We start from the raw sequence: 24,733 nt of genomic DNA, 5'->3' as shown, positions 1-24,733 counted from the left end.
TTATGAGAATAAAATTTGTTACGCCTTATTCATATTTTTCATGTATTTTGCAATTAATTTTTCATTTAAATCATTACTTTTTGATAGTGTAGTAATAATTTTTTGCTTTTCGGTCTCTGATTTATTCTGACTTAATTTTTTATTTCCTTGCAAATTAGAAACTAATATCTCAAATGCAACTACCCCATTTGACATTTTTAATTTATAATCCTCAGGAAAATTATCCCATTGCTCTCTGAATGAAATTTCGTAATTATCAATGCTATCTTCAAGTGATTTTATGACCTCTGCTTTTTTGGTCAGTATTTTTCCTTTACCGTAAGCATGAATAGAAATGTAGTTCCAGGTAGGAACACTTAAAAGGGTGTCGTAATTTGTAGGAGAGATATAAGCATGTGGCTCACTAAAAATAACTAAAATTTTGCTGTTTTCAATAGTTTTCCATTGCTCATTTGCTTTGTTAAAATGAGACGAAAGTAGAATATTGCCCTCTTTTTCTTTTACTACAAATGGGAGATGGGTTGCAATAGGAAGTTCATCTTTGACAGTAATGATAGTTGCAAAACTGAATTGTTTCATAAATGAAATCATTTCATTTTTATCTGTTATCAGGTTTATTTTTGGAATATGCATTGTTATCTTAAAATTTTATCTAATTTTTTACCTTTTGCTAGTTCATCGACTAACTTATCCAAATACCGCACTTGTTGTGTCAAGGCGTTTTCAATTTCTTCAATTTTGTAACCACAAATAGTTCCTGTAATTAATTGGGCTTTTGGGTTCAACTGCGCTCTTTCAAAAAAGGTTTTGAAAGTCACTTTTTCATCCATGAGTTGGAAGAGTGTAGTGTCGTCAAATCCCGTCAGCCAAGTAATTACTTGATGCAATTCTTCTTTGGTTCTGCCTTTTCGTTCTACTTTTGCAAGATAAAGCGGATAGACTGAAGCAAAAGTCATTTTAGCAATTCGCTCGTTGTGTTCAGGGGTTGTTGGCATAGTATTCTTAATAATTATAAATCCTAAACTAGTTCAAAAAATTCAACATAGACACCTAAAAGAATATGCCAAAACAGATAATGCCCAAGTCGAATAAAAAGACAGCTTAAAAAGCCATATTTTTTGAAGTAAATTACTTGTAAAATGTTCATTAGAAAACCCGTAAATAAAGAATATATTATGAGAAAAGTACCCTCTGATGGTAATTGCTCTAAAGGTTCTCTAATTGCAGTCAATACTGCAGCAATCCAAAAGAAATAATTGGAATAGCTATTCTTTTTTATAACTAAAGAGAGTAATAAGATAAGTGATATCGGAATTAATCTATAAAAAACTTCAATTTCTAATGCGCCTGAAAAAAATAAAAAGAAAGAATAGGGAAAAGGCTGTAAGTAGGGAGGAAGAGATGAATAAGGCTCTGGATGCATTAAAACTTTTATCACAAAAATGTCAAGTAAGCCGAAAACAGCACCAATTGCGATTGGAAGATATAGCTTGTGTTTGATTGCAATTTTATTCTCCCAAAAATTTGGAATGTGCAAACGTTCAAATAAAAATAAAAAAGGAACTCCTAAAAGCAGCAACAGAATATTTGAAGTGTCCCAAATACGTAGAAATTTAAATTCGGCTTTAATGGAATTACCATAGAAAATACCAATAAGTGCAATTAATAAAAAACATAAATAAACAAATAAATTCTTAGTTCCTTTTTCAGGAAGGTCCAAATTAAATTTCATAAATAATAATTTTTTAAGATTGTGCAATTAGTATTTTTTTCTACAAAATGTTACATTCCAACTAATTTTAAATCAATCTATCCCTCTTTTCGATGTTCTTCCAAGTCTTTTTCTAAATCCAATTTTCGGAATGTAGGCGAAGAAATTCCTGTAATCAAGACCGTTAAAAGAGTCATGCTTCCGCCAAAAACGACTGCGGTTACGGTTCCCATTAACTTAGCAGTCAATCCACTTTCAAAAGCCCCTAATTCGTTAGATGAACCCACAAAAATAGAGTTGACAGCAGCTACACGCCCTCGCATATGGTCAGGCGTTTTCAATTGTAAAATAGTTTGACGAATCACCACAGAAATCCCATCTACCACCCCGCTCATGAACAAGGCAAAAACAGATAACCAGAAAATAGTGGACAATCCAAAGACAATGATACAAACCCCGAAAGCGAAAATAGCAACCAGCAATTTCATACCTGCATTTTTATTCAAAGGCACATAAGCCGATACAAACATCGTTAAGAATGCCCCAATAGCAGGAGCGGCTCGCAAGATTCCAAAACCTTCTGAACCCACTTTTAGAATATCTTGGGCAAAAATGGGTAGTAACGCTACAGCACCTCCAAACAAGACCGCAATCATATCTAACGAAAGAGCTCCTAAAATCGTTTTATTTTGAAACACAAATTTTACACCTTCTTTCAAACTTTGCATCACGGGTTCTCCAATTTTTGGATTCAAAATCGGTTTGGATTCAATTTTTGAAAGGGTAATCAAAGCGATAGTAGCAAAACCCACTACAGAACACATCGACCAATGCACACCAATCCAGGTAATAGAAAATCCTGCTATGGCAGGTCCTAAAACGGAAGCAATTTGCCAGACCGAACTGCTCCAAGTGGCCGCATTGGAATAAGCTTTTTTAGGAACAATTTGCGACATTAAAGAGAAAACGGTTGGTCCTAAAAAAGAGCGGACTAGTCCTCCTAAAAACACCAAGAAATAAATACTGTACAATACCGCATAGGTTGACCAACCACTAACGATGACAGGCCAAGTCAGTAAAAACAATCCCAGACTAATCGTTAAAAATCCTAAAATACATTTTAGAAGCATTCCTTTTTTCTCGTTTTGATCGACAATATGTCCAGCAAAAAGCGCCATCGAAACGGCAGGAATAATTTCCATTAACCCAATAATTCCTAGGGACAAGGCACTTTTGGTCAAGCTATAGACTTGCCATTCAATCACAACAAATTGCATCGACCAGGCAAACACCATGGCAAATCGCAAGATTAAAAACACATTGAATTCGCGGTATCGTAAGGCTTCGTAAGGGTCGTTTTTTGGCTTCATTATTGAATATCTTTTAGTCGGAGTTGTAGGCTTAATTGACCATTCCATTCGTTTTCATCAATGCAGTACGCCATTTGAAAGGGGTTTCTATTGGCGACCAAATCTTTTTTATGGGCTAGGTTAAAACCAATGGCAGCAAATCCTTCCGAATTATTTTGTTTGACAAAAAGGCGCATGTGTTCTTGATTAGTGCCCATGAATTTTGGATAACCTGTGTCGATGACATTTTGAGTTACAAAAACGGGTGTCATATTGTGTGGGCCAAAAGGCTCAAATTGTTTTAAAATCCGAACAAGTTTTGGGGTAATTTCTAAAAAATTGATTTCGGCATCTACCTCAAGTTCAGGAGTGAGCAATTCAAAATCAATGGTTTCTTGTACTACTTTTTCAAAGGCATTTTTGAAAGCTTCGTAATTCTCTGCTTTCAAAGTCATTCCTGCAGCATATTTATGTCCGCCAAATTGCTCCAAATGTTCAGAACAAGCTTCGAGTGCATTGTACACGTCAAAACCTCTTACAGAACGTGCTGAAGCCGCATAGTTGTCGCCGCTTTGGGTAAAAACCAGAGTTGGTCGATAGTAGGTTTCAGTCAGTCGAGAAGCAACAATTCCAATGACACCTTTGTGCCAATTCTCTTGAAAAACTACTGTTGTAAAACGCTCTTGTTCTTGATTTTCTTCGATTTGTAATAACGCTTCTTGGGTGATTTGTTGGTCTAAACCTTTGCGTTCCGAATTGTAGTCTTCAATTTCTTTGGCAAATTGTTGGGCTTGAGCCAAATTAAATTCGGTCAACAGTGCTACTGCTTGATTCCCGTGTTTGATGCGTCCCGCTGCGTTAATTCGCGGTGCAATGACAAAAACGACATCGGTTATGGTGAGTGTTTGTTTTTTTATTTGTTGAATCAGCGCTTGAATTCCAGGTCGCGGTGCTTGATTAATCACTTGTAAGCCAAAATGCGCTAATACTCTGTTTTCACCAGTTATGGGAACAATATCGGCTGCGATGGCTGTGGCGACTAAATCCAAATACGGAATTAAATCGTCTATAGTTTGATTCCGATTTTGACTCAACGCCTGAATCAATTTGAAACCCACGCCGCAACCGCACAATTCGTCGTAAGGGTAGGTGCAATCGTCTCTTTTTGGATCAAGAATAGCGATAGCCTCAGGTAAGGAATCTCCCGGTCTGTGGTGGTCGCAAATGATAAAATCGATATTTTTTTCTTTGGCGTAGGTCACATGATCAATGGATTTGATTCCGCAGTCCAAAGCAATAATCAACGAAAAACCATTGTCTTCGGCAAAGTCAATGCCTTGAAATGAAATTCCGTACCCTTCGGCATAGCGGTCTGGAATATAAGTCGCAATATTGGGATAAACACTTTTTAAATAGGAAGAAACCAAAGATACTGCTGTGGTTCCGTCCACGTCATAATCGCCAAAAACTAAAATATTTTCTTGGTTGGCAATGGCTTGTTCGATTCGGTTGACAGCCAAATCCATATCTTTCATCAGGTAGGGGTCGTGGAGATGATCTAACGATGGGCGAAAGAAAGTTTTGGCTTGGTCAAAAGTGGTAATCCCGCGTTGGAGCAACAAAGCAGCAATTAAAGAATCAACATTGAGCTCTTGGGCGAGTTGTTGAATTTGTTCTTTCGGGGGTTTTGGTTTGATAGTCCAACGCATAGTGATTTGGGATTTGGGTTTATTTCAATGTCAACGCTTCTCCTTCAAATTGAATTCCGTCCCAACCTGATTGCATAAAATTGCGAATGTTTTGGTGGTTGGTTCCTTGTGGGTCGCTCAAAACTTCGTCAAAATAATACCCGCCAAAGCAAGCTAACGTTTCCGCTTGGGTCAATTGCTGAATTTTGGCGAAAGCAAATACTTTGCAAGAACCAGAATTTTCTCCTGCTCCATTGTGTTGGTTTCCATTCTGAAAAGCAGTAGGCCTAAATTCGTAATTGCTTTCAATTGCTGCAATAGTCTCTGCAAAAGTAATGGCTTCGGGTGTTTGTTTTAGTTTTTCTAAAAAGGCGTTTATAGTCATTTTTACATTAATTTAATTTTTATAATAGATTAATTTATTTAATGGTGTAAATATAAAAGCCCTGATTTCTTTCAAAAAAAATATTATGAATATCTTCTCCTTTTATTGTCTTTTTTATTTTATTTGGATAGATATTGACTTCTTCAATTTCTTCAAAATCATTTGATTGTCGAATTCCTCCCCAAATTTCTAATGTGTCTCTTTGATTTAGTTCAAAAGTTGCAATAAAATTAGTAGAATCAATTGCAATTAAATTTCCCTTTGAACCATTATATTCTTGTATAAAATTTACAAAATTTTCAAACCCATTATGAATTTGTTTATAACTCTTAATTTCTTCATTTTGTTTATTGTATTTAATATTTACAATTATTTTTTCTTCACTACTGTTTGCAATAAATGCGCCTCTATATGGATCACAAGAGGTAAGAAAAAGTATTAAGAGACTTCCCAATAATCTTAATTTTTTCATGCAATTTTATTTTTCTTCGCTTCTTTCACTATTGGTTTTCCTCCCACAATCACTACGATTTCGCCTCTTGGAGCTGTTTTTTCGAAATGAGTCAATACTTCTCTAACTGTACCTCTGACATTTTCTTCGTGGAGTTTGGATAATTCTCTTGAAACCGAAACGGGGCGGTCTTCGCCAAAATAAGTGCAAAATTCAGCCAACGTTTTTACTAATTTGTGTGGCGAAACATACAAAATCATCGTACGGGTTTCTTCGGCCAAAGCCAAATAACGAGTTTGTCTTCCTTTTTTGTCAGGCAAAAAACCTTCAAAAATGAATTTGTCGTTAGGTAAACCGCTATTGACCAAGGCAGGAACAAAAGCCGTGGCGCCAGGCAAACATTCTACTTCAACACCGTTTTCAATACAGGCGCGTGTCAATAAAAAGCCAGGATCTGAAATAGCAGGCGTTCCTGCATCCGAAATCAATGCGATGGTTTCTCCCGCTTGTAATCTCGCAATGACATTCTCCACCGTTTTGTGTTCATTGTGCATGTGGTGGCTGTGCATGTGGGTGCTAATCTCAAAATGTTTCAATAATTTTCCACTCGTACGGGTGTCTTCGGCAAGAATTAAATCCACTTCTTTCAATATGCGAATAGCACGAAAAGTCATGTCTTCGAGGTTGCCAATAGGCGTTGGAACGATATATAATTTTGACATTCGGTGCGAGTTCAATTAATTAGGTAATTACAAGAATTTTTTCTCAATAATTTCCATAAAACGTGCTTCGTATTCTTCTTTTCCTTCCCAATTATTATAATCTGGTTTCACCATATCTCTGATGAAATCACGGGTTTCATAATACGTATTAAACGTAATTAATTGGTTTAATACACGGTTGTAATCTTCAGGGTCATTCCCAAAAAGATGTTTCGTAAAGGCGATACGATCATTCAAATCGATTTGAATTCCTTTGGCTAATTTTTCGTTAAGTGTTGCTGATTTTGGTTCTGCTACTTCTTCAGGAAGTTCGATTTCGTCAAGAGTTAGAGAAGGAGCATCAGCTACTTCTGGTTCTTCTTCAATCGGAGTTTCAAACGAATTGCTTTCTACTTTTACAAAAAGGTCTTCACTAAAATTGCCACCAATCAATTCTTCGAAAGAAATTTCAACCGCTTCTTGTTTAGGTGTTTCTTCGATAGATTCTTCCTCTTTTTCTAATTCAAAAGCAGGTATGAATGGCGCTTCGATTTCTTCTTCTTCTTCTTCTTCTTCTTCTTCCGTTTCCTCATCTAAAGCGGCTACTACTTCTTCTTCTTCAAAAAGAGGCTCTTCCGTTTCAATGAGTTCTTCTTGCTCTTCCTCTTCTTGTTCTTCTTCCGAAATTAACTCAGGAGTCGCTTGCGTTTCGGGAATGTGAATTTCTTCCATAGTTACTGTTACAGGAACTTCATTGTCAATAGCTTCAAAAGCCGCTTCAATTTTTTCGTCTATTGCTGCTTGTCCAATGGTAGGTTTGCTATCACCAAAGTGGTCGTCAACCAAACGCAACAACGCTAGTTTTTCATATAATTTTTGCGTTTCCAGATACAATTGATTGATGTCAGATTTGTTCTTTAATTGTAAAATTCGGTGTGCAATGCTGATTAAATCGGCTTCTAATCTCTTTCTCATTTGTTGTAAATTATACGATGTCAGTTGTTTCGTTTGCGTGTTGCTTTTTTTGTTTTTATTTCGATAAACTAGGGGCAGTCCTTTGGAAATTTTTTTTACATTTGGAAACACGTAAAAGTATAAAATTTTATCATCAATTTATACCCTTACAAAAGAATAAAAACGATTCATTTTTTAAGTTATACAACTACAGCATGTTTCTCGAAAATACAGTAAATCATAAAGAACAATTTGGTTGGATCGAAGTCATTTGCGGCTCCATGTTTTCGGGTAAAACAGAGGAATTGATTCGCCGTTTGAAACGGGCTCAATTTGCTAAGCAAAAAGTTGAGATTTTCAAACCAGCTGTAGATACCCGTTATCATGACGAAATGGTAGTGTCTCACGACTCGAACGAAATTCGTTCTACACCTGTTCCGGCTGCTGCCAATATTGCGATTTTAGCACAAGGTTGTGATGTGGTAGGGATTGATGAAGCCCAGTTTTTTGATGATGAGATTGTACGCGTTTGCAATGACTTGGCAAATCGAGGGATTCGTGTGATTGTAGCAGGATTGGATATGGATTTTAAAGGAAATCCTTTCGGTCCTATGCCAGCCTTAATGGCAACTGCCGAGTATGTGACCAAAGTCCACGCAGTCTGTACGCGTACAGGAAATTTAGCCAATTACAGCTTTAGAAAAACCGATAATGATAAATTAGTGCTACTTGGCGAAACCGAAGAGTATGAGCCTTTAAGTAGAGCGGCTTATTTTCATGCCATGAAAAAAAATGAAGAGCAATAATTACTCTTCAAATTCATATAGAAAATTAACTTATAGTATTAGTTTGAAATATAAAATAAATAATATGAGTTAGCGAATTCCACTTTCGAACATTTTTTGAATATTGAAGTACATACCTTCTTTTTTATATTTACCTTTCTCAAACGATTGGTAATCGCAGTTTCCAATTAATGATTGGGAAATAGGTCTCATTTGAAAGAAATTCAAAATAACATATTCATCTTGAATGTATATTACATGAAATCCTGTTTCGCATTTTTCGCCATCCCCTGAAGCAAGTATAGTTTCAAGAATACGATGAAATCGAGTTGATATTTTTTTTGCCATAATTTCATCTCCTTTTAAATGGTATACGTAAGCCAACATATTTAGTTGTCTTAAATCAAAAGGGAGTAAATTTATTGATTCAGAAATTATTTGAATAATTATATCATAATCTTTTGAATCAATTTCAGGTTTTTGAAAGTATTTTGTTAATTTTTCTTCAACAGTATTTCTTGCATATGGCTTATATTCTTTTTGAAACACAAAACCATAGTATAAATAGTAGTAGTCTTCAACAGTAAGTGTACTATCGTTTGTGATTAATTTATCGAGTAATATAGGGTAATAAAATTTTGATTTCTGATTTTTAATTTCCGTTTCAATAGATTCATATTTAGGAGGAGCAAACTCTAATTTTTGAGAAAAAACAGAAAATGGTGTTAGAAATAAGATGATTGGGATAAGATTTTTCATGATTACGGGGGGTTAAATTTTGAGTAAATATAATTCTTTTTTTTAATAAAATTTAGAATAGGTCTACATCTTCTTCCTCATTCTCGCCACTGGAATATCGAGTTGTTCTCTTTATTTTTGAATGGTTCTTCGGGCAATAGGGTAGCCTTTTATTTTAAAGTTTTAAAAATAGGAATAGCCCAATCGTCTATTTTACTGTATTTTTTAGTGATTTTACCCTTGCTTGATCTAAAAAGTAATTTAGCAGACTTATAGTCTTCAGAATTGTCATAAACATAAAGACGATCTACAAATCCAGCAATTACAGTACAATGTGAAATGGATTTTATATAACGTGAAATAATTTTTGTTATTGGGACATCATGTCCTCCTTCTAATACTCGATGGGTAATACGGTTAGCATTAATTGCAGGATGTGATGTACCAACAAAGAAAAATCGGACAAAGAAACCTTGATCGATTGCTTTTTTAATGAAATCCACTTTGTCAGATGCAGAAAAAACGGTTTCAAATATAAAACTCTGTTTGTTTTTAATGCAATCTTCTCTTCTTTGTGTTGCTATTTGTGCTGCTTTTAACAAATATTCTGGATTATTCCAATCTCCTAATTCATTTTGAGCAATGTTGTCAGGGTGATGTAAATGCAGTCATTAATCCACTCGTGTTTAAGAATTTGGGAAGTTATAGAAGTTTTTCCAGATCCATTTGGTCCAGCAACAACGATAAGGGTTGGTTTATATTCCATAGTTAGAATATAGTTTTAAAGCGTTTTTTTGCTGCTATAATTTCATTTTTTTGTAGTTTTTTGAAATTGATAGTGGCAATTTTTGCTTTTTTCTTTACATCAACCAGTACATCTTTCATTAAGTCAACGAGCTCTTTGTCTGATGGTTCGTGATTTGACAACAATAATGGTTTCATGTTTTTTAAAAAATTAGAAAAACAAAGTTAGTATTTTTTTATGTTTTAAAATGGAATAAGATGTTAAACTACATTTTCTTCCTCATTCTCGCCACTGGAATATCGAGTTGTTCTCTATATTTTGCAATGGTTCTACGGGCAATGGGGTAGCCTTTTTCTTTTAAAATTTCAGCCAATTGATCGTCTGGGAGTGGTTTGTGTTTGTCTTCTTCTTCAATTACGTTTTGTAAAATCTTTTTGATTTCTAGGGTAGAAACATCTTCGCCTTGGTCGTTTTTCATCGCTTCAGAGAAAAACTCTTTGATAAGTTTGGTCCCATAAGGTGTTTCTACATATTTACTATTGGCAACCCGGGAAATAGTCGAAATATCCAAACCTACTATGTCAGCGATGTCTTTTAAAATCATCGGTTTTAACTTGGTTTCATCCCCTTCTAAAAAGAAATCTTCTTGATAATGCATAATCGCATTCATGGTCACAAAAAGGGTTTCTTGGCGTTGGCGAATCGCATCGATGAACCATTTAGCCGAATCCAATTTCTGTTTGATAAATTGTACCGCTTCTTTTTGTTGAGTCGATTTGTCTTTGGATTCTTTGTAGGTTTGCAACATTTCTTGGTAATCTCTAGAAACGTGTAAAGTAGGGGCATTTCTACCATTCAAACTCAATTCCAATTTACCTTCTACAATTCGGATGGCAAAATCAGGCACAATGTTCTCGGTTACTTTAGTGTTTCCTGTAAAAGAACCTCCTGGTTTTGGATTCAGTTTTTCAATTTCGTGAATCGCTTTTTTCAGTTGGTCGTTAGAAACATTATATTTCTGTAAGAGCTTGTCGTAATGTTTTTTGGTAAAAGCATCAAATTGGTTTTCGATAATATCTGTGGCCAATTCGATGTATTCCGTTGGAGTTTTGTGTTTGAGTTGTAACAACAAACATTCTTGTAAATCGCGCGCGCCCACACCAGAAGGCTCTAATTCGTGAATCACGTGCAAGAGGCGTTCTACCGTTTTTTCATCGGTGTAAACGGCTTGTGTAAAAGCCAAATCATCGACAATATCTGGAATACTTCTGCGGATGTATCCCATGTCGTCAATACTTCCCACAAGGAATTCTGCGATTTCTCTATCGGATTCGCTAAGAATAAACGTATTGAGTTGGTTGATTAAATCTTGGTGAAAACTAATCGGTGCAGCAAAAGGAATATCGTAGTCTTCATCGTCATCACTGTAATTATTCGTTTGAGTTTTGTAGTCCGGAGTATCATCGTCGCTTAAATAATCGTCAATATTGATTTCATCTGCATCGATGCGTTCTGATTCGGCATCATCAAAATCGTCGTAATCTTCCGTTTCAAATTCGTCTTTTACATATTCCTCTTCTTCTTTTCCTGCTTCGAGTGCTGGGTTTTCGTTCATCTCTTCCAATAACCGTTGCTCAAAGGCTTGCGTAGGTAACTGAATTAACTTCATCAACTGAATTTGTTGAGGAGATAGTTTCTGGGATAATTTGAGATTTAGAAATTGCTTTAGCATTTTGTTAGTTTCAAGTTTCAAGTTTTAAGTTTCAGGTTGTTTAACTTGCTACAACTTGAAACCTGAAACCTGAAACAGATTTTTAAAATTCCGCATTCATCGGCGTTCTTGGGAAAGGAATTACGTCACGAATGTTTGTCATACCCGTTACGAATAATACCAAACGCTCAAATCCAAGTCCGAAACCAGAGTGTACCGCTGAACCAAATCTGCGGGTATCTAAATACCACCATAATTCTTCTTCGTCAATACCCAATGCTTTCATTTTTTCGACCAAGACATCGTATCGTTCTTCACGTTGCGAACCCCCTACAATTTCTCCAATACCTGGGAAAAGGATGTCCATCGCACGAACCGTTTTTCCGTCTTCATTCAAACGCATGTAAAACGCTTTAATATTCGCTGGATAATCAAATAAAATCACTGGACATTTAAAGTGTTTTTCAACCAAATAACGCTCGTGTTCTGATTGTAAATCGGCACCCCATTCGTCAATGATATAACTGAATTTTTTCTTTTTATTGGGAGTAGATTCTCTTAAAATTTCAATAGCTTCGGTGTATGAAACGCGTTTGAAATTGTTTTCTAAAACAAAGTTTAGTTTTTCCAATAGGGTCATTTCGCTGCGTTCTGCCTGTGGTTTTTGTTTTTCTTCGTCCAACAAACGACTTTCCAAGAATTTCAAATCATCTGGACATTTGTCCATCGTGTATTTGATTACATACTGAATAAAATCTTCAGCCAAGTCCATATTGTCATCCAAATCATTGAACGCTACTTCAGGTTCAATCATCCAGAATTCAGCCAAGTGGCGAGAAGTATTTGAATTTTCGGCTCTAAAAGTAGGTCCAAAAGTATAAATTTGGCCCAAAGCCATCGCAAAGGTTTCTCCTTCTAATTGTCCCGAAACGGTCAAGTTAGTTTCTTTTCCAAAAAAATCTTTTTTGTAATCTACTTTTCCTTCCTCGGTTCTAGGTGTGTTGTCAAAAGGCAAGGCGGTTACTTTAAACATTTCTCCAGCGCCTTCTGCATCCGAACCAGTAATGATTGGCGTATTTACATACACAAATCCTTTTTCTTGAAAATAGGTATGAACCGCATGTGCCAATACCGAACGCACACGCATAATAGCACCAAAAGCATTGGTTCGAACTCTTAAATGTGCGTTTTCGCGCAAGAATTCTAAGGAGTGTTTTTTGGGTTGCATCGGGAATTTCTCTGCATCCGAATCACCTAAAATTTCCAATTTTGAAACCTGAATTTCATATTGCTGTCCAGCGCCTTTGCTTTCTACTAGACTTCCTGTAACCGAAACAGCTGCTCCTGTTGTAATTCTTTTTAAGGTTTCTTCAGGTGTGTTTTCAAAATCTACCACACACTGAATATTGTTGATAGTCGAACCATCGTTCAACGCAATAAATTGATTGTTTCTAAAAGTTCTTACCCATCCTTTTGCATTTACTTCATGAAGTGTCGTTGTACTGTTTAGTAAGTCTTTAACTTTTGTATGTTTCATTTTTATGGTATTGATATTAAAAATTGCCTTTAGTAAGCTGCAAATATAATTGTTTTTGTTTTTTTATTGAAGCTATTTCCCGCTATCCGCTGTATCTTTTACTTTTTAAAGAAAAAAGTAAAAGGATGCCGCTTCTATCGGGGCTATAGATTCTGCTTGTCCAGATTGTCTATTTCTTCGTCAGAATGTTCAATGATATCGATTTTGGGTTCAATAAACTCTTGTTCGTTGGCCAAGGTTTTGTTTAAAGTCAAAACCAATGCTGGCAACAACATTAAATTTGACAACATTCCGAATAGTAAAGTCAAAGAGATAAGTCCGCCTAACGCAATGGTACCACCAAAACTCGACAACATGAATACTGAAAATCCAAAGAACAACACGATCGAAGTATAAAACATACTCAGACCAGATTCGTTAAATGTAGCATAGACTGACTTACGAATTTTCCAATTGTTTTTCTTTAATTCTTCCCTGTATTGTGCCAAAAATCGCAGAGTATCATCTACCGATAAACCAAACGCAATTCCGAAAACCAAAATTGTTGACGGTTTTAAAGGAATGTCTAAAAACCCCATAATTCCTGCTGTCATTAGCAAAGGCAATAAATTAGGAATAATAGAGACCAGGACCATTTTGAAGGAGCGAAACATGAACGCTACTAAAAGTGCCGTTAAGAAAAATGCAAAAACCAGAGAAGAAAGCAGGTTATCTAAAAGATAGCCTGTTCCTTTTTGGAACACCAACGCTTTTCCGGTTATGGTTACGTGATAGCGATCAGGTGGAAATAATTTATCCGCTTCTTTTCTAATCTCAGCTTCTATTTCAGGTATTTTACCGCCATTCTCATCGCGCATAAATGTGGTAATACGGGCATATTGACCCGTGGAATCCACATAACTCTTCATCAAATTATCTTTGTTATTTTTAGTCGCATTTTTGGCATAGGATAAAATAAATGCCTGCTCTTGTGAAGTAGGTAATTCATAGTATTCAGGATTGCCGTTATAATACGCCTGTTTTGAATATTTTACTAAATTGACAATCGACATGGTTTTGGATAATTCCGGAATTTCTTCGATAGTTTGTTCCAATTCTTCCATTCGCTTAAGGGTAGATAATTTCATTACCCCTTTTTTGCGTTTGGTATCAATCATAATTTCCAAAGGCATTACTCCGTCAAACTCCTCTTCAAAGAAAACAATATCTTCAAAGAAAGGTTCTTTTTTAGGCATGTCTTCAATTAAGCTTCCTGAAATCCTCATTTGAAATACTCCAATGATTCCGAAAATAAGCAACAAAATAGCGACAATATAAATCGAAAAGCGATTGTATTTTACATTGCGTAATATCCAATCCATAAAATGTTTTACAGAACCACGGTCTAAATGTTTTGTATGGCGGTCTTTTGGTGCAGGAATATAACTATGAAAAATAGGGATCACAATGATACACAAAAAGAAGAGTCCAATAATATTAATAGAAGTGACTACGCCAAATTCCAATAAAAGTTGGTTGTTAGAAGCTACAAAAGTGGCAAATCCAATAGCTGTAGTTACGTTTGTCATTAAAGTTGCCATTCCAATTTTTGTAGTAACGCGTTGTAAAGCTTTTGCTTTATTGCCGTGTACTTTATATTCTTGATGGTACTTATTGGTCAAGAAAATACAATTTGGTATACCAATAACAATGATTAACGAAGGTACTAAGGCAGTTAAAACCGTAATTTCGTAATTGAATAGCCCTAAGAATCCAAAAGACCACATAACCCCTATAATTACAATGATAATAGAGATAAGTGTAGCTCTAAAACTTCTAAAAAAGAAGAAAAAAAGTAAAGAGGTGATTAATAACGAAGCGCCAATAAAAAGCCCAATTTCTTTTACAATTGTTTCTGCGTTTAAGGTTCTAATATAAGGCATTCCAGAAACGCGTAAATCAATTTGAGTTTCTTTTTCGAAAGATGCTATGGCAGGGACTAAATGTTTTAGAACAAAATCTTTTCTAATTGGGGTATTTACAATTTTTTTGTCTAGATAAATTGCAGATCGTATGCTTCCTGATTTCTTATTAAAAAGGAGTCCTTCGTAAAAAGGTAAATTAGTGAACAGTTCTTTTTTGACCTGACTCAAGTATGTTTTGTTGAGTACTTGTTTAGGATTTAGTAAAGGGACTAATTCGAATTTTTGTAGTGAGTCGTTACGTTGTAATCGTTGCAAATTATTGATGGATATAACTAGATCTACTGCTGATTCTTTATTGATTTTGTTCATCAATTTTGTCCATGCGGCAAATGCTTTTGGGGTAAAAATAGCGTTGTTTTTAACCCCTATAATGATAAGGTTTCCTTCTTCGCCAAATTTATTTAGAAAGGCATTGTACTCTATATTGACTGCATTGTTGTCCGGTAACATATTAGCCTCACTGTGTGTAAAATGGATGTTTTTCCATTGGGTAGCCAATAATCCGGTTAGTACTATCACTAAGGATAGCATTAATATTCTATTTCTTAGTACAATTCGGGCAAACAACTCCCAAAAACCTAAACTAAACCATTTAATCATTATTCCTTTTTTATTCGTTGCAAAGGTAGGTAAAGTGGGTTGATTTTTTTAACTATCGGTACAATTGATTTTGTTCTTTTTCCAAAGGGAAACGGAGGAAATATTAAATTTAAGTTACTATTTTAAATAGGATTATTATTTTTATATTTGGTTTTTACATCTTTGTAAAAGACAAAGCGATTCTAAAAGATATGAAGAATTTTAAAAATGGTGCATTTTATATAGCCGTAACAGGTGGTTTTACTGCGCTGATGTATTGGATTATTAGTGAGGGAAAACACCTTGAGGCCAACAAAGCGATTTTAAAATCAGGTATAGAGAATGGTTTTTGGAATGATTTTGTTGATTCAATGCTTCATAACTTACAAGATCCTTTGGCTATCCTTTTAGCGCAAATTGTTACCATTATTATTGTTGCTCGTTTTTTTGGATGGATTTTCAAAAAAATAGGTCAGCCAACGGTGATTGGAGAAATCATAGCAGGAATTGTATTAGGACCTTCGTTATTAGGAATGTATTTTCCAGAATTTTCAGCTACATTATTTCCAGTAGAATCTTTAGGTAATTTAAAATTTTTAAGTCAGATTGGTTTAATTCTTTTCATGTTTGTTATAGGGATGGAATTGGACTTAAAAGTGTTGAAAAATAAAGCTAATGAGGCTGTTGTTATTAGTCATGCTAGTATCGTTATTCCTTTTGCTCTAGGAATTGGATTAGCCTATTTTGTTTATAATCGTTTTGCCCCTGAAGGAGTGAAATTTTTATCGTTCAGTCTATTTATGGGGATTGCAATGAGTATTACGGCTTTTCCTGTACTAGCTCGTATTGTTCAAGAGCGAGGACTCCATAAAACTAAATTAGGCGCTATAGCCATTACATGTGCTGCAGCTGACGATATTACTGCTTGGTGTTTATTAGCAGTGGTAATTGCTATCGTAAAAGCGGGTACTTTTGTAAGTTCATTATATATTATTGGATTAGCAGCTTTATACGTTTTAGCAATGTTGTTAGTAGTGAAACCTTTTTTAAAACGAATAGGGGATTTATATGCAACAAAAGACACCTTGGTAAAACCAGTTGTAGCTATCTTTTTTCTTACATTGATAATTTCTTCTTATGCTACTGAAGTGATTGGGATTCATGCTTTATTTGGGGCATTTATGACGGGTGCAATTATGCCAGATGTACCTAAATTTAGAACCATTTTTATAGAAAAAGTAGAAGATGTTTCCTTGATATTGTTGTTGCCATTGTTTTTTGTTTTTACGGGATTAAAAACCGAAATAGGCTTGATTAACGATCCGTACTTATGGAAAATAACAGGGTTTATTATCCTGGTAGCCGTTGTTGGGAAGTTTTTTGGAAGTGCTTTAGCGGCAAAATTTGTGGGACAGTCTTGGTCAGATAGTTTAACTATTGGAGCCTTGATGAATACCAGAGGGTTAATGGAATTGATTGTTCTTAATATTGGTTTGGAATTAAAAGTATTAACTCCAGAAGTGTTTACTATGATGGTAATTATGGCTTTGGTAACTACTTTTATGACAGGACCTGCTTTGGATTTTATCAATTTCATTTTCAAAAATAAAGAAGTCCTTGTTCCCGAAATCGTCGTGAATAATAACAAGTATAAAGTTTTAATTTCTTTTGGGAATAATGAAAAAGGCAAGTCATTATTGCGTTTGGCAAATAGTTTAACAAAAAAACAAAAAAAATCAGCATCAATCACTGCAATGCATTTGTATTTAAGTGACGAAATGCACACATTCAATACCGAAGAAATAGAGAAAGATAGTTTTGTTCCTATCCTAGAAGAGTCTAAAGTATTGAATCAAGAAATAGACACGTTGTTCAAAGCAACAATGGATATTGAAACTGAAATTGCAGATGTGGCTAATCAAGGAGATTATGATTTGTTATTGGTTGGTCTAGGAAAGTCTATTTTTGAAGGGACTATCTTAGGTAAAGTAATTGGATTTACTACACGAATTATAAATCCGGATCGCTTGATTGATAAGTTTACAGGAAAGGAGGGGCTTTTTGAAAATTCTCCTTTTGATGAAAGAACACGTCAAATAATTTCTAAAACTAAAATGCCATTGGGTATTTTGATTGATAAAGATTTACAAAGGGTAAACAACGTGTTTTTACCTATATTTTCTTCAGAGGATTCTTTTCTATTGGATTATGCGCAAAAATTAATTTACAATAATAATTCAAAGATTGAGGTGCTCGATGTAAACGGGAATATTCATAACAATTTTGTAGTGCAAAGTGCGCTAGAATCGTTGGAACAAAAATACCCTAAAAATATCGCTTTGATGGAAGATAGAATTGTAAAGAAAGAATTTTTAGCCAATCAAGACGTGATGATTATTAGCTTAGAAAGCTGGAAAGCTTTGGTTGATTCAAGAAGCATTTGGTTAAGTGGAGTTCCATCGGTATTAATTTTAAAACCCTAAGTCAAAAATATAACTTATTTTGATAGCTATATTATCTTCAAATTTAAGTAGTTGATTAGGGCCGTAACGATAAAAACCAACTAAGCCCAGTCCTTTATAAATTTGGTTTAACTCAACGCCTGATTCAAAATATCCCTTGTTAAGTGTTTTATATACTAGTCCTGAATGACGTTCATTATGTTCTAGATTTCCCCATGCCATTCTTGAAACAAAAACAAAAGAAGGTTTTATTTTTTTAAAAAGTGTGATGCGATGAAAGCCGTGTTTGAATTGTAGGTAGGCATATTCACTTGAGAAAAATTCATTGTAGTACATGGTTTCAAAACTATTTTTCCCCGCAAAAGTAATTCGTTGTAAAATGGTTTCTTTAGTGATATTGTTAGGAGAGATACTATATAAATGGGTTAAAGGGATTTGACCAAAAGCGTAACCGGTTTGAAACAGTATAGTTGTTCTATTTCCATTAAGATATTGTTTTTCATATTCAGTTTTGAAGTCGATTTTTCCAAAATCGAAATCATTTTGAATGAAATGAGGAATTGATTTTGTAAATTGAAATGTAAATTTTGGAAAACGTTTCTCTACTTCAACTCTTCCCGAAGGAGTTTGCATATAATCGCTGAAAGGATTCCAACGCAATGAAACCATAGCTGTAGTCATAGAATAATTAGAGTATGACTTTCCGTTAACTAAAAAAGCGTAGTCAAACCTAGGTGCTATAGTAGTTGTGGCAATTTCCCAAACACTCTCTGTTTTTGGAATCAATTTGGTTTCAATAAAAGCCTTCCAATTTTTGTAATTATAAAAAGTGCTGATATTTAAGGGTCTTGGGTCATAAATCTTAAACCCCCTCTTGTCAATCGAAAAAATGGTACTTGCAATTTCTCGGACATCGTCAGTGTAGGCAATTCCTAACCAAGAATTGGTTGTTTCCCCTAGTAGAGTTCCAATTCCTAAATTGTATTTAAAATTTCCATCTTTTGTGCCGTAAGCAGTATAGCCTTCAAGTTTAATTGTTTTCGAAAAATGATCATTTGTTATTCCTCCCAGCCCTATTCTAAATCCTTCATAATTGTTAAAACTGAAAAATTTTCTCAAATCTATATCGATAGGACCGGCGGGAATAAAACCATTGATTAGTCTTCGGCCAACGGTAATTTTTAACTCAATTTGATTTTTTTTAGCAATGCTATCTAATACAGAATAGGTTTTGCGACTTCTATTATCTAGACTGTCTTTTCGGTACCTATTCCAGAAATCATCCGGCCTGTTTATAGCTTCTTTTTTTATATCAAGCGCAATAGCACTTTTTTTGATTTGAATTGGTTGGTTTATAGTAAGATCAAAATGGGTACTTTTTGATAGAAGATAAATAAAATCAGAAGCTTGTTTTTTTCTAGATTTAAAATTTTTATCAGTATTACCTTCAAATTGAATACTCCCTCCTAATAACTTGACATCGTCATCATTATTACCTTTGACAATTTTAAAAGATTTATTGGAAGGGAACCAAATTTTCTCCTTTGGAAGGTAATTAAATTCATGAATTCCTGTAATATCAAGTACGCCTCTTACACGCATAATTGCTTTGGCTATTCCATAATTACTTTTGTCAACATACAACACCCCTTCTAATCCTCCAATCTTTTTTTTTCTTTTGAAATGAATCATATATAGCTCACGCCCTTGGATGTTGGTGGAATCAAGTAGTTGGTATTTGTATTCTTTTAATGCATTATTATCAATTGGGCTATTGTATTTTGTTTCAAAGAGTTCATAATTAGAATCGTATATGGAAAAAGACTGGAGTTTAAAGCCTAAAATTTCATAAATAGGCTGCTTTAATCCTGCCATTTTTGTTCCTAAAATAGTCTCCTTTACAACACCTTCTTTGTATTGGAATAAAGACACTTTTTCAGTTTGGAACAAATGTTGTTTTTGAATTGTTTTTTTAAATTTATAATTTGTAGAATCTGTTTTGATAGTGTTTTTGGAAGTAATAATAGTATCAATTTTTGAATTGATGGAATCTGGGTTAGCTGTAATTACTAATGTATTGTACAATTTGAATTCGAAAGTGTTTAGCTGCTTTTGTGGATTGTTTTGCTCTTTTTGAGCGATTGTTTTTCGGATAATTCCAAGCGCTGGATTTTCGTTAGGAATGATAACTTCGTTTAAAGTATGCGTGTTTTGGATTAATGCAATACTATAAAATGATTTATCTTTTTGAGTTGTAATGGTTGTTTTAGTATAGCCAATATAAGAAACGGTAAATTCGTAAAAAGGATGTAAAGAGACAATATTAAATTTTCCATCTACATCTGAAATTGTATTTATTCCGGTTGAGGTATAAATAGAAGCAAAAGATAAAGGTTTATTATTACTTGCGTCTTTCACAATTCCATTCAATTGAAATTGTGCGTTTGCGGTAAGCGAACAGACCAAAATAAACCAATACCAATATTTCATAAAGACAGTTTTAATTTTGAGTAGTACAAAAGTAAGCATAAAAAAAATCCGCCGTAACAATCAGGCGGATTTTAATTTTATAGTAAAAAGCAATTTATACTTTCATGATTTCTGCTTCTTTCTCTACAAGAAGGTCGTCTATTTTTTTGATGTATGCGTTAGTTAAATTTTGAACATCATCTTCAGCACTTTTACAAATATCTTCTGAAGTTCCCTCTTTCTCTAATTTTTTAATTTCGGTATTAGCATCTTTACGCGCATTTCTAACACCAATTTTAGCGTCTTCTGCCTCAGCTTTTGCTTGTTTCGCTAATTCGCGTCTTCTTTCTTCAGTCAATGGCGGAACACTAATAATTACTACATCTCCGTTATTCATTGGGTTGAAACCTAGATTAGCCATCATGATTGCTTTTTCAATGGCTTGCAACATGTTTTTTTCGAAAGGTTGTAATGTAATCGTTCTGGCATCAGGAACACTGATTTTTGATACCTGAGAAAGTGGTGTCGCCGAACCGTAATAGTCAACAAAAACACTGCCCAACATTGCAGGAGATGCTTTTCCAGCACGGATATTTAAAAATGATTTCCCTAAATGCGCAATAGAACCTTCCATAGATTCTTTGGTACTATCTAATATAAATTCAATTTCTTCAGTCATTTTTAGATTATTTAGATTTTTAGATTATTTAGATCGTTGGAGACTTATGTTCAACAATCTAAGAATTCTAATCTGTCTTTTTATTAAATATTTACTACTGTTCCTATGTTTTTGCCTTCGCAAATTTTAATTAGGTTGCCCTCTTTGTTCATGTCAAAAACTACAATTGGTAATTTATTTTCTTGGCTTAAAGTAAAGGCTGTAGTGTCCATTACATTCAATCCTTTGCTTAATACATCTTCAAAAGAAATGTAGTCGAATTTTACAGCACCAGCATTTTTCTCTGGATCAGAGTCGTAAACACCATCAACACGAGTTCCTTTTAAAATCACATCAGCGTTTACCTCAATTCCGCGTAAAACAGCTGCAGTGTCTGTAGTAAAGTAAGGATTTCCTGTTCCTGCTCCAAAGATTACAATTCTTCCTTTTTCAAGGTGACGAACGGCCCTTCTTTTGATATAAGGCTCTGCAATAGATTCCATTTTCAAGGCAGTTTGCAAACGAGTTTTCATTCCTTTGTCTTCCAAAGCGCCTTGCAATGCCATACCATTAATAACGGTAGCTAACATTCCCATATAATCGCCTTGAACACGGTCCATGCCTGAACTCACTCCAGCAACACCTCTAAAGATATTACCACCTCCAATTACAATGGCAATTTCAACTCCTTTGTCATGAATTTGTTTGATTTCGTCAGCATATTCTGCTAATCTTTTTGGGTCAATTCCGTAGTTTAAATCGCCCATTAAAGCTTCGCCACTTAATTTTAGAAGAATTCTATTGTATTTCATGAGTAGTTGAGTTATTTGATGCAAATATAGTTATATTCTGATTTTTTAAAATAGTGTTTTAAAAAATAATTTGAAAGGATTTTTTGGACTTAAGTAATAAAAGTCACGTTTTATTTTTCATTTAAAGGATACCTTTGCTTAAATAAAATAGAGTCTATGAAAACTGTTATTGCTCAGGCATTGTTCAAAAGTCATTCGTACTTAGAATATAGAAAATTAATGGCTGATTTGTTAAAAGAAGGAAAATCCACCGCTGTAGAACAAACAGAAGAACGTACCCATTATAGTGAATTGAACGAGACTCGGATGCATCGTTTGGATAAAACAATGAAAATAACAGAAGCAAATAGTGCGAAGTTAAAGACTTTAAATAAAAGTTATCTTTGGGTAGTACTGACGGAAAGTTGGTGTGGTGATGCAGCACAAATAGTACCAATTCTCAACAAAATGGTATTGGAAGCCAATCAAAAAATTGAGTTGAAATTAGTTTTACGTGATGAAAATGAAGATTTGATGAATTATTTTTTGACTAATAAAAGTAAAGCAATTCCAAAACTTATTATTATTGACAAAGCTACAGGATCGGTAGTAGGTGATTGGGGACCAAGACCTCAAGGAGCCATTGATTTGATTGAAAGTTATAAAGAAAAATTTGGAGTCATTGATGAAACTGCTAAAACCGAATTACAGTTATGGTATTTGCACGACAAAGGCGCGAGTACTCAAGATGAGATTATGGAATTAATGCAAGAGAATTTTAAATCTTAATTTTTCTAACATTTTTAATGTTTTTAGGGGAACGGCTTCCATGAAAAGCTCTTAATACTTCAATTGTGTTGGGACGAATTCTGTAAATGATTAAATAGGCACCTAAAATTATATTTCGATATATTTTAGTCTTAGTTTCCAAGTGCCGACATTCGGGGTGGAGTAGATAGTAGTTCTCGAGATTTCGAACAATTGACTTTATATCTTCATAAAAATAAAGAGCTGCATTCTCCCCAAAAGTAATCTCCCCGTATTCAAAAATAGCTTGAATATCTGATAAGTAATAAGAAGAACGTATTACTTCTTTTTTTTCAATCTCCATTCTTTAAATCTTTCGTCAAACTCTTTTTCAGACATAAATTCTCCTTCTTCGGCTTCTTTAATTAAAGAAATAAATTCATCCTGAGACATTGGTTTGCCTGGAGTAGCAAGATTTTTGGGTTTTTTGATGGAGGTTTTCATTTTAATGGAGCTTTAATGATGTAGTAAAAATAATGAAAATCGTTTTATATAGGACTTATTCAGAAGAATTTAATACATATTTTTTCTCAAACTCCTCTGGATTCATTGCATTTTGCACATTGTAGTTGCCAATTTTAGTCCGACGCAAGGCGGTTAAATGCGATCCAGATTGCATTGCTTTTCCAAAATCAAATGCTAAGGAGCGAATATAAGTTCCTTTGCTACACACGACTCTAAAGTCAATTTCTGGCAAAGCGATTCGGGTGATTTCAAATTCGTAAATAGTCGTTTTTCTTGAATCAATTTCAACTTCAACACCTGCTCTTGCGTGTTCGTACAAGCGTGTTCCTTCCTTTTTTATAGCTGAAAAAACAGGAGGTTTTTGGTCAATTTCGCCTAAAAATTGCTCCACCGTTTTATGAATCAAGGCTTCATCAATATGAGCGGTAGGGTAGGTTTGATCGATTACAGTTTCTAAATCATACGAAGGAGTTGTAGCTCCAATAAAGAAAGTACCGGTGTATTCTTTGGGTTGTGCCTGAATTTCAGTGATTTTTTTTGTAAATTTTCCTGTACAAATGATCAATAGTCCAGTGGCCAAAGGGTCTAAGGTTCCTGCGTGACCAATTTTGAATTTTTTTGGTAAATCAAATTGGCGCTTTAAAATGTATTTCAATTTGTTCACCGCTTGAAAAGAAGACCAAGTTAACGGTTTGTCAATCAAAAGAATTTGACCATTCAAAAAATCTTCGGCTTGCATTAAATAATTGTCAAAGGATGAATAAAAAAGTGGATAACCAATAAGATAATTCCAGCGATGATTCGGTAATACCCAAAGAGCTTAAATCCTCGTCTACTTAAAAATCCGATAAATGTTTTTATTGCTAAAAGTGCCACGATAAAGGCCACGATATTTCCAATAATTAAATAATTAATTTGGTCATGAGTCAATACCAATCCATCTTTATAAAAGTCGTAGCATTTTTTTACAGTAGCACCTAACATAGTAGGAACCGCTAAAAAAAATGAAAATTCAGCTGCCGAAGTACGAGTTAATTTTTGAGACATACCTCCCACAATTGTAGCGCCACTTCTAGAAACACCTGGAATCATCGCGATACATTGGAACAATCCAATTTTTAAGGCTTTTAAATAGGTGATTTCTGTTTCATGTGAATTATTGAACCAATCGTCTACTTTCAGTAACAGGATTCCTCCAATTAGGAGGGATACAGCAACAGTAACTGGATTTTCAAGCAAAGCGTCTATTTTTTTGCTGAAAAGCAAGCCCAAAACAACCGCGGGTATAAAGGCAACAAAAAGTTTGAAGTAAAAATCAAAAGACTGAAAAAAGCGTTTGAAATAAAGCACTACTACCGAAAGAATAGCACCTAATTGTATTACAATAGTGAAAAGTTTAGTGAATTCGTCATGTTCAATCCCGAAGAAAGATGAGGCGATAATCATGTGTCCAGTAGACGATACAGGTAAAAACTCAGTAATGCCTTCAATTATGGCTAGAATTATAGCTTGTAATGTATTCATTTAGGCTTTTTTCGGATTTTTTAAAATAGCATAAATGGTAATTCCAAAACCAATTAAAACTGTAGTAGGTGCTAAACGGATGCGTCTAAAACTAAATACATCTTCGTTAAAAACGTTTGGATCCTCACTTCCTCCGCCAGACATTAGAATAAATCCTAGTGCTATTACTGCGATACCAATCAGTAAGATTTTATAATTTACTTTTTCAAAAAGAAATTCTTGTTTGTGTTCGCTATTGTTTTTCATAAAGTCATTGCGA

At 34.4% G+C, this 24,733-nt stretch carries 26 protein-coding genes; 3 read left to right on the top strand and 23 right to left on the bottom strand.

All coding sequences use genetic code 11. From position 1 onward, the window contains the following. Positions 1-18: 18 nt before the first annotated feature. From MG292_RS02050 to MG292_RS02010, 9 genes are all read right to left on the bottom strand, one after another. The gene (locus MG292_RS02050; protein WP_264534354.1) at positions 19-633 is read right to left on the bottom strand and encodes an FMN-binding negative transcriptional regulator; all 615 of its coding nucleotides are present in this window, start codon (positions 631-633) and stop codon (positions 19-21) included. 2 nt (positions 634-635) lie between these two features. Further along, positions 636-995, bottom strand: a complete 360-nt coding sequence (locus tag MG292_RS02045; RefSeq protein ID WP_264534355.1) for a DUF2200 domain-containing protein — start codon at positions 993-995, stop codon at positions 636-638. 23 nt (positions 996-1,018) lie between these two features. Beyond that, on the bottom strand, positions 1,019-1,732 hold the full coding sequence (locus MG292_RS02040; RefSeq protein WP_264534356.1) for a hypothetical protein: 714 nt from the start codon (positions 1,730-1,732) through the stop codon (positions 1,019-1,021). 77 nt (positions 1,733-1,809) lie between these two features. After that, positions 1,810-3,081: an MFS transporter gene (locus tag MG292_RS02035; protein WP_264534357.1), complete on the bottom strand. Its 1,272-nt coding sequence runs from the start codon at positions 3,079-3,081 to the stop codon at positions 1,810-1,812. Then, positions 3,081-4,769, bottom strand: a complete 1,689-nt coding sequence (recJ, locus tag MG292_RS02030) for a single-stranded-DNA-specific exonuclease RecJ (RefSeq protein ID WP_264534358.1) — start codon at positions 4,767-4,769, stop codon at positions 3,081-3,083. The genes MG292_RS02035 and recJ overlap by 1 nt, the downstream gene beginning before the upstream one ends. Before the next feature lie 19 nt (positions 4,770-4,788). Beyond that, positions 4,789-5,133: a HopJ type III effector protein gene (locus tag MG292_RS02025; protein ID WP_264534359.1), complete on the bottom strand. Its 345-nt coding sequence runs from the start codon at positions 5,131-5,133 to the stop codon at positions 4,789-4,791. 34 nt (positions 5,134-5,167) lie between these two features. Continuing rightward, the gene (locus MG292_RS02020; protein ID WP_264534360.1) at positions 5,168-5,605 is read right to left on the bottom strand and encodes a hypothetical protein; all 438 of its coding nucleotides are present in this window, start codon (positions 5,603-5,605) and stop codon (positions 5,168-5,170) included. Then, entirely contained in the window at positions 5,602-6,306 is a 705-nt protein-coding gene (gene rsmI, locus MG292_RS02015) for a 16S rRNA (cytidine(1402)-2'-O)-methyltransferase (protein ID WP_264534361.1), read from the bottom strand. Before rsmI ends, MG292_RS02020 begins: the two co-directional genes overlap by 4 nt. A gap of 27 nt (positions 6,307-6,333) precedes the next feature. Next, entirely contained in the window at positions 6,334-7,260 is a 927-nt protein-coding gene (locus MG292_RS02010) for a hypothetical protein (RefSeq protein ID WP_264534362.1), read from the bottom strand. Positions 7,261-7,454: 194 nt separating this feature from the next. Between MG292_RS02010 and MG292_RS02005 the strand changes: the two genes are divergently transcribed. Further along, the gene (locus MG292_RS02005) at positions 7,455-8,045 is read left to right on the top strand and encodes a thymidine kinase (RefSeq protein ID WP_264534363.1); all 591 of its coding nucleotides are present in this window, start codon (positions 7,455-7,457) and stop codon (positions 8,043-8,045) included. A gap of 69 nt (positions 8,046-8,114) precedes the next feature. On the opposite strand, the gene MG292_RS02000 is transcribed toward MG292_RS02005, so the two are convergent. From MG292_RS02000 to MG292_RS01975, 6 genes are all read right to left on the bottom strand, one after another. After that, a complete protein-coding gene (locus MG292_RS02000; RefSeq protein ID WP_264534364.1) occupies positions 8,115-8,783 on the bottom strand; it encodes a DUF4919 domain-containing protein in 669 nt (222 codons plus the stop codon). 149 nt (positions 8,784-8,932) lie between these two features. Beyond that, positions 8,933-9,364, bottom strand: coding sequence for a zeta toxin family protein (locus MG292_RS01995; RefSeq protein ID WP_264534365.1), 432 nt, complete (start codon positions 9,362-9,364; stop codon positions 8,933-8,935). A gap of 166 nt (positions 9,365-9,530) precedes the next feature. Continuing rightward, a complete protein-coding gene (locus MG292_RS01990; RefSeq protein ID WP_264534366.1) occupies positions 9,531-9,704 on the bottom strand; it encodes a hypothetical protein in 174 nt (57 codons plus the stop codon). A gap of 68 nt (positions 9,705-9,772) precedes the next feature. Continuing rightward, positions 9,773-11,239 carry an RNA polymerase factor sigma-54 gene (gene rpoN, locus MG292_RS01985; protein WP_264534367.1) on the bottom strand — a complete coding sequence of 489 codons (1,467 nt, stop codon included), beginning with the start codon at positions 11,237-11,239 and terminating at the stop codon, positions 9,773-9,775. A gap of 82 nt (positions 11,240-11,321) precedes the next feature. Then, complete coding sequence (gene asnS, locus MG292_RS01980) at positions 11,322-12,755, bottom strand: asparagine--tRNA ligase (RefSeq protein WP_264534368.1); 1,434 nt, start codon at positions 12,753-12,755, stop codon at positions 11,322-11,324. A gap of 143 nt (positions 12,756-12,898) precedes the next feature. Beyond that, on the bottom strand, positions 12,899-15,319 hold the full coding sequence (locus MG292_RS01975) for an efflux RND transporter permease subunit (protein ID WP_264534369.1): 2,421 nt from the start codon (positions 15,317-15,319) through the stop codon (positions 12,899-12,901). A gap of 191 nt (positions 15,320-15,510) precedes the next feature. Between MG292_RS01975 and MG292_RS01970 the strand changes: the two genes are divergently transcribed. Further along, positions 15,511-17,781 (top strand): cation:proton antiporter domain-containing protein, encoded by a 2,271-nt coding sequence (locus tag MG292_RS01970; RefSeq protein ID WP_264534370.1) that lies wholly within the window; start codon positions 15,511-15,513, stop codon positions 17,779-17,781. Here the strand turns inward: MG292_RS01970 and MG292_RS01965 are convergent. The 3 genes from MG292_RS01965 to pyrH all read right to left on the bottom strand — a co-directional run bounded on the left by MG292_RS01965 (position 17,770) and on the right by pyrH (position 21,699). Then, entirely contained in the window at positions 17,770-20,250 is a 2,481-nt protein-coding gene (locus tag MG292_RS01965; protein WP_264534371.1) for a DUF5686 and carboxypeptidase regulatory-like domain-containing protein, read from the bottom strand. The two genes, MG292_RS01970 and MG292_RS01965, sit on opposite strands and share 12 nt — an antisense overlap. Positions 20,251-20,344: 94 nt before the next feature. Next, positions 20,345-20,908: a ribosome recycling factor gene (gene frr / locus MG292_RS01960; RefSeq protein ID WP_264534372.1), complete on the bottom strand. Its 564-nt coding sequence runs from the start codon at positions 20,906-20,908 to the stop codon at positions 20,345-20,347. An 83-nt stretch (positions 20,909-20,991) separates the two neighbouring features. Continuing rightward, positions 20,992-21,699: a UMP kinase gene (gene pyrH / locus MG292_RS01955; protein WP_264534373.1), complete on the bottom strand. Its 708-nt coding sequence runs from the start codon at positions 21,697-21,699 to the stop codon at positions 20,992-20,994. 156 nt (positions 21,700-21,855) lie between these two features. Here pyrH and MG292_RS01950 point away from each other — a divergent pair, with 156 nt between their 5' ends. Further along, positions 21,856-22,467 (top strand): thioredoxin family protein, encoded by a 612-nt coding sequence (locus MG292_RS01950; protein WP_264534374.1) that lies wholly within the window; start codon positions 21,856-21,858, stop codon positions 22,465-22,467. On the opposite strand, the gene MG292_RS11345 is transcribed toward MG292_RS01950, so the two are convergent. From MG292_RS11345 to MG292_RS01930, 5 genes are read right to left on the bottom strand one after another with little or no spacing between them, the layout of a single operon-like run. Next, entirely contained in the window at positions 22,457-22,789 is a 333-nt protein-coding gene (locus MG292_RS11345; RefSeq protein WP_413614228.1) for a type II toxin-antitoxin system RelE/ParE family toxin, read from the bottom strand. The two genes, MG292_RS01950 and MG292_RS11345, sit on opposite strands and share 11 nt — an antisense overlap. Continuing rightward, positions 22,765-22,929, bottom strand: a complete 165-nt coding sequence (locus MG292_RS01945; protein WP_264534375.1) for a hypothetical protein — start codon at positions 22,927-22,929, stop codon at positions 22,765-22,767. Before MG292_RS01945 ends, MG292_RS11345 begins: the two co-directional genes overlap by 25 nt. Positions 22,930-22,984: 55 nt before the next feature. After that, positions 22,985-23,689: a tRNA pseudouridine(55) synthase TruB gene (gene truB / locus MG292_RS01940; RefSeq protein ID WP_264534376.1), complete on the bottom strand. Its 705-nt coding sequence runs from the start codon at positions 23,687-23,689 to the stop codon at positions 22,985-22,987. Next, the gene (locus tag MG292_RS01935) at positions 23,689-24,474 is read right to left on the bottom strand and encodes an undecaprenyl-diphosphate phosphatase (RefSeq protein ID WP_264534377.1); all 786 of its coding nucleotides are present in this window, start codon (positions 24,472-24,474) and stop codon (positions 23,689-23,691) included. Before MG292_RS01935 ends, truB begins: the two co-directional genes overlap by 1 nt. Beyond that, positions 24,475-24,720 carry a DUF3098 domain-containing protein gene (locus MG292_RS01930; protein WP_264534378.1) on the bottom strand — a complete coding sequence of 82 codons (246 nt, stop codon included), beginning with the start codon at positions 24,718-24,720 and terminating at the stop codon, positions 24,475-24,477. Positions 24,721-24,733: the final 13 nt, after the last annotated feature.

Source organism: Flavobacterium keumense (assembly GCF_029866485.1).
Taxonomy (GTDB): Bacteria; Bacteroidota; Bacteroidia; order Flavobacteriales; family Flavobacteriaceae; genus Flavobacterium; species Flavobacterium keumense.
This window is presented reverse-complemented; position numbering and strand designations above follow the sequence as displayed.

What these genes read in the sequence shown, in the direction of transcription:
- MG292_RS02050 (WP_264534354.1), bottom strand. Translation starts at nt 633, where the DNA reads ATGCATATTCCAAAAATAAACCTGATAACAGATAAAAATGAAATGATT.
- pyrH (WP_264534373.1), bottom strand. Translation starts at nt 21,699, where the DNA reads ATGAAATACAATAGAATTCTTCTAAAATTAAGTGGCGAAGCTTTAATG.
- rsmI (WP_264534361.1), bottom strand. Translation starts at nt 6,306, where the DNA reads ATGTCAAAATTATATATCGTTCCAACGCCTATTGGCAACCTCGAAGAC.
- frr (WP_264534372.1), bottom strand. Translation starts at nt 20,908, where the DNA reads ATGACTGAAGAAATTGAATTTATATTAGATAGTACCAAAGAATCTATG.
- MG292_RS01930 (WP_264534378.1), bottom strand. Translation starts at nt 24,720, where the DNA reads ATGAAAAACAATAGCGAACACAAACAAGAATTTCTTTTTGAAAAAGTA.
- MG292_RS01935 (WP_264534377.1), bottom strand. Translation starts at nt 24,474, where the DNA reads ATGAATACATTACAAGCTATAATTCTAGCCATAATTGAAGGCATTACT.
- MG292_RS01950 (WP_264534374.1), top strand. Translation starts at nt 21,856, where the DNA reads ATGAAAACTGTTATTGCTCAGGCATTGTTCAAAAGTCATTCGTACTTA.
- recJ (WP_264534358.1), bottom strand. Translation starts at nt 4,769, where the DNA reads ATGCGTTGGACTATCAAACCAAAACCCCCGAAAGAACAAATTCAACAA.
- truB (WP_264534376.1), bottom strand. Translation starts at nt 23,689, where the DNA reads ATGCAAGCCGAAGATTTTTTGAATGGTCAAATTCTTTTGATTGACAAA.
- MG292_RS01970 (WP_264534370.1), top strand. Translation starts at nt 15,511, where the DNA reads ATGAAGAATTTTAAAAATGGTGCATTTTATATAGCCGTAACAGGTGGT.
- asnS (WP_264534368.1), bottom strand. Translation starts at nt 12,755, where the DNA reads ATGAAACATACAAAAGTTAAAGACTTACTAAACAGTACAACGACACTT.
- MG292_RS01945 (WP_264534375.1), bottom strand. Translation starts at nt 22,929, where the DNA reads ATGAAAACCTCCATCAAAAAACCCAAAAATCTTGCTACTCCAGGCAAA.
- MG292_RS02040 (WP_264534356.1), bottom strand. Translation starts at nt 1,732, where the DNA reads ATGAAATTTAATTTGGACCTTCCTGAAAAAGGAACTAAGAATTTATTT.
- MG292_RS01975 (WP_264534369.1), bottom strand. Translation starts at nt 15,319, where the DNA reads ATGATTAAATGGTTTAGTTTAGGTTTTTGGGAGTTGTTTGCCCGAATT.
- MG292_RS02045 (WP_264534355.1), bottom strand. Translation starts at nt 995, where the DNA reads ATGCCAACAACCCCTGAACACAACGAGCGAATTGCTAAAATGACTTTT.
- MG292_RS02010 (WP_264534362.1), bottom strand. Translation starts at nt 7,260, where the DNA reads ATGAGAAAGAGATTAGAAGCCGATTTAATCAGCATTGCACACCGAATT.
- MG292_RS02025 (WP_264534359.1), bottom strand. Translation starts at nt 5,133, where the DNA reads ATGACTATAAACGCCTTTTTAGAAAAACTAAAACAAACACCCGAAGCC.
- MG292_RS01990 (WP_264534366.1), bottom strand. Translation starts at nt 9,704, where the DNA reads ATGAAACCATTATTGTTGTCAAATCACGAACCATCAGACAAAGAGCTC.
- MG292_RS01965 (WP_264534371.1), bottom strand. Translation starts at nt 20,250, where the DNA reads ATGAAATATTGGTATTGGTTTATTTTGGTCTGTTCGCTTACCGCAAAC.
- MG292_RS02035 (WP_264534357.1), bottom strand. Translation starts at nt 3,081, where the DNA reads ATGAAGCCAAAAAACGACCCTTACGAAGCCTTACGATACCGCGAATTC.
- MG292_RS02020 (WP_264534360.1), bottom strand. Translation starts at nt 5,605, where the DNA reads ATGAAAAAATTAAGATTATTGGGAAGTCTCTTAATACTTTTTCTTACC.
- MG292_RS02005 (WP_264534363.1), top strand. Translation starts at nt 7,455, where the DNA reads ATGTTTCTCGAAAATACAGTAAATCATAAAGAACAATTTGGTTGGATC.
- rpoN (WP_264534367.1), bottom strand. Translation starts at nt 11,239, where the DNA reads ATGCTAAAGCAATTTCTAAATCTCAAATTATCCCAGAAACTATCTCCT.
- MG292_RS02000 (WP_264534364.1), bottom strand. Translation starts at nt 8,783, where the DNA reads ATGAAAAATCTTATCCCAATCATCTTATTTCTAACACCATTTTCTGTT.
- MG292_RS11345 (WP_413614228.1), bottom strand. Translation starts at nt 22,789, where the DNA reads ATGGAGATTGAAAAAAAAGAAGTAATACGTTCTTCTTATTACTTATCA.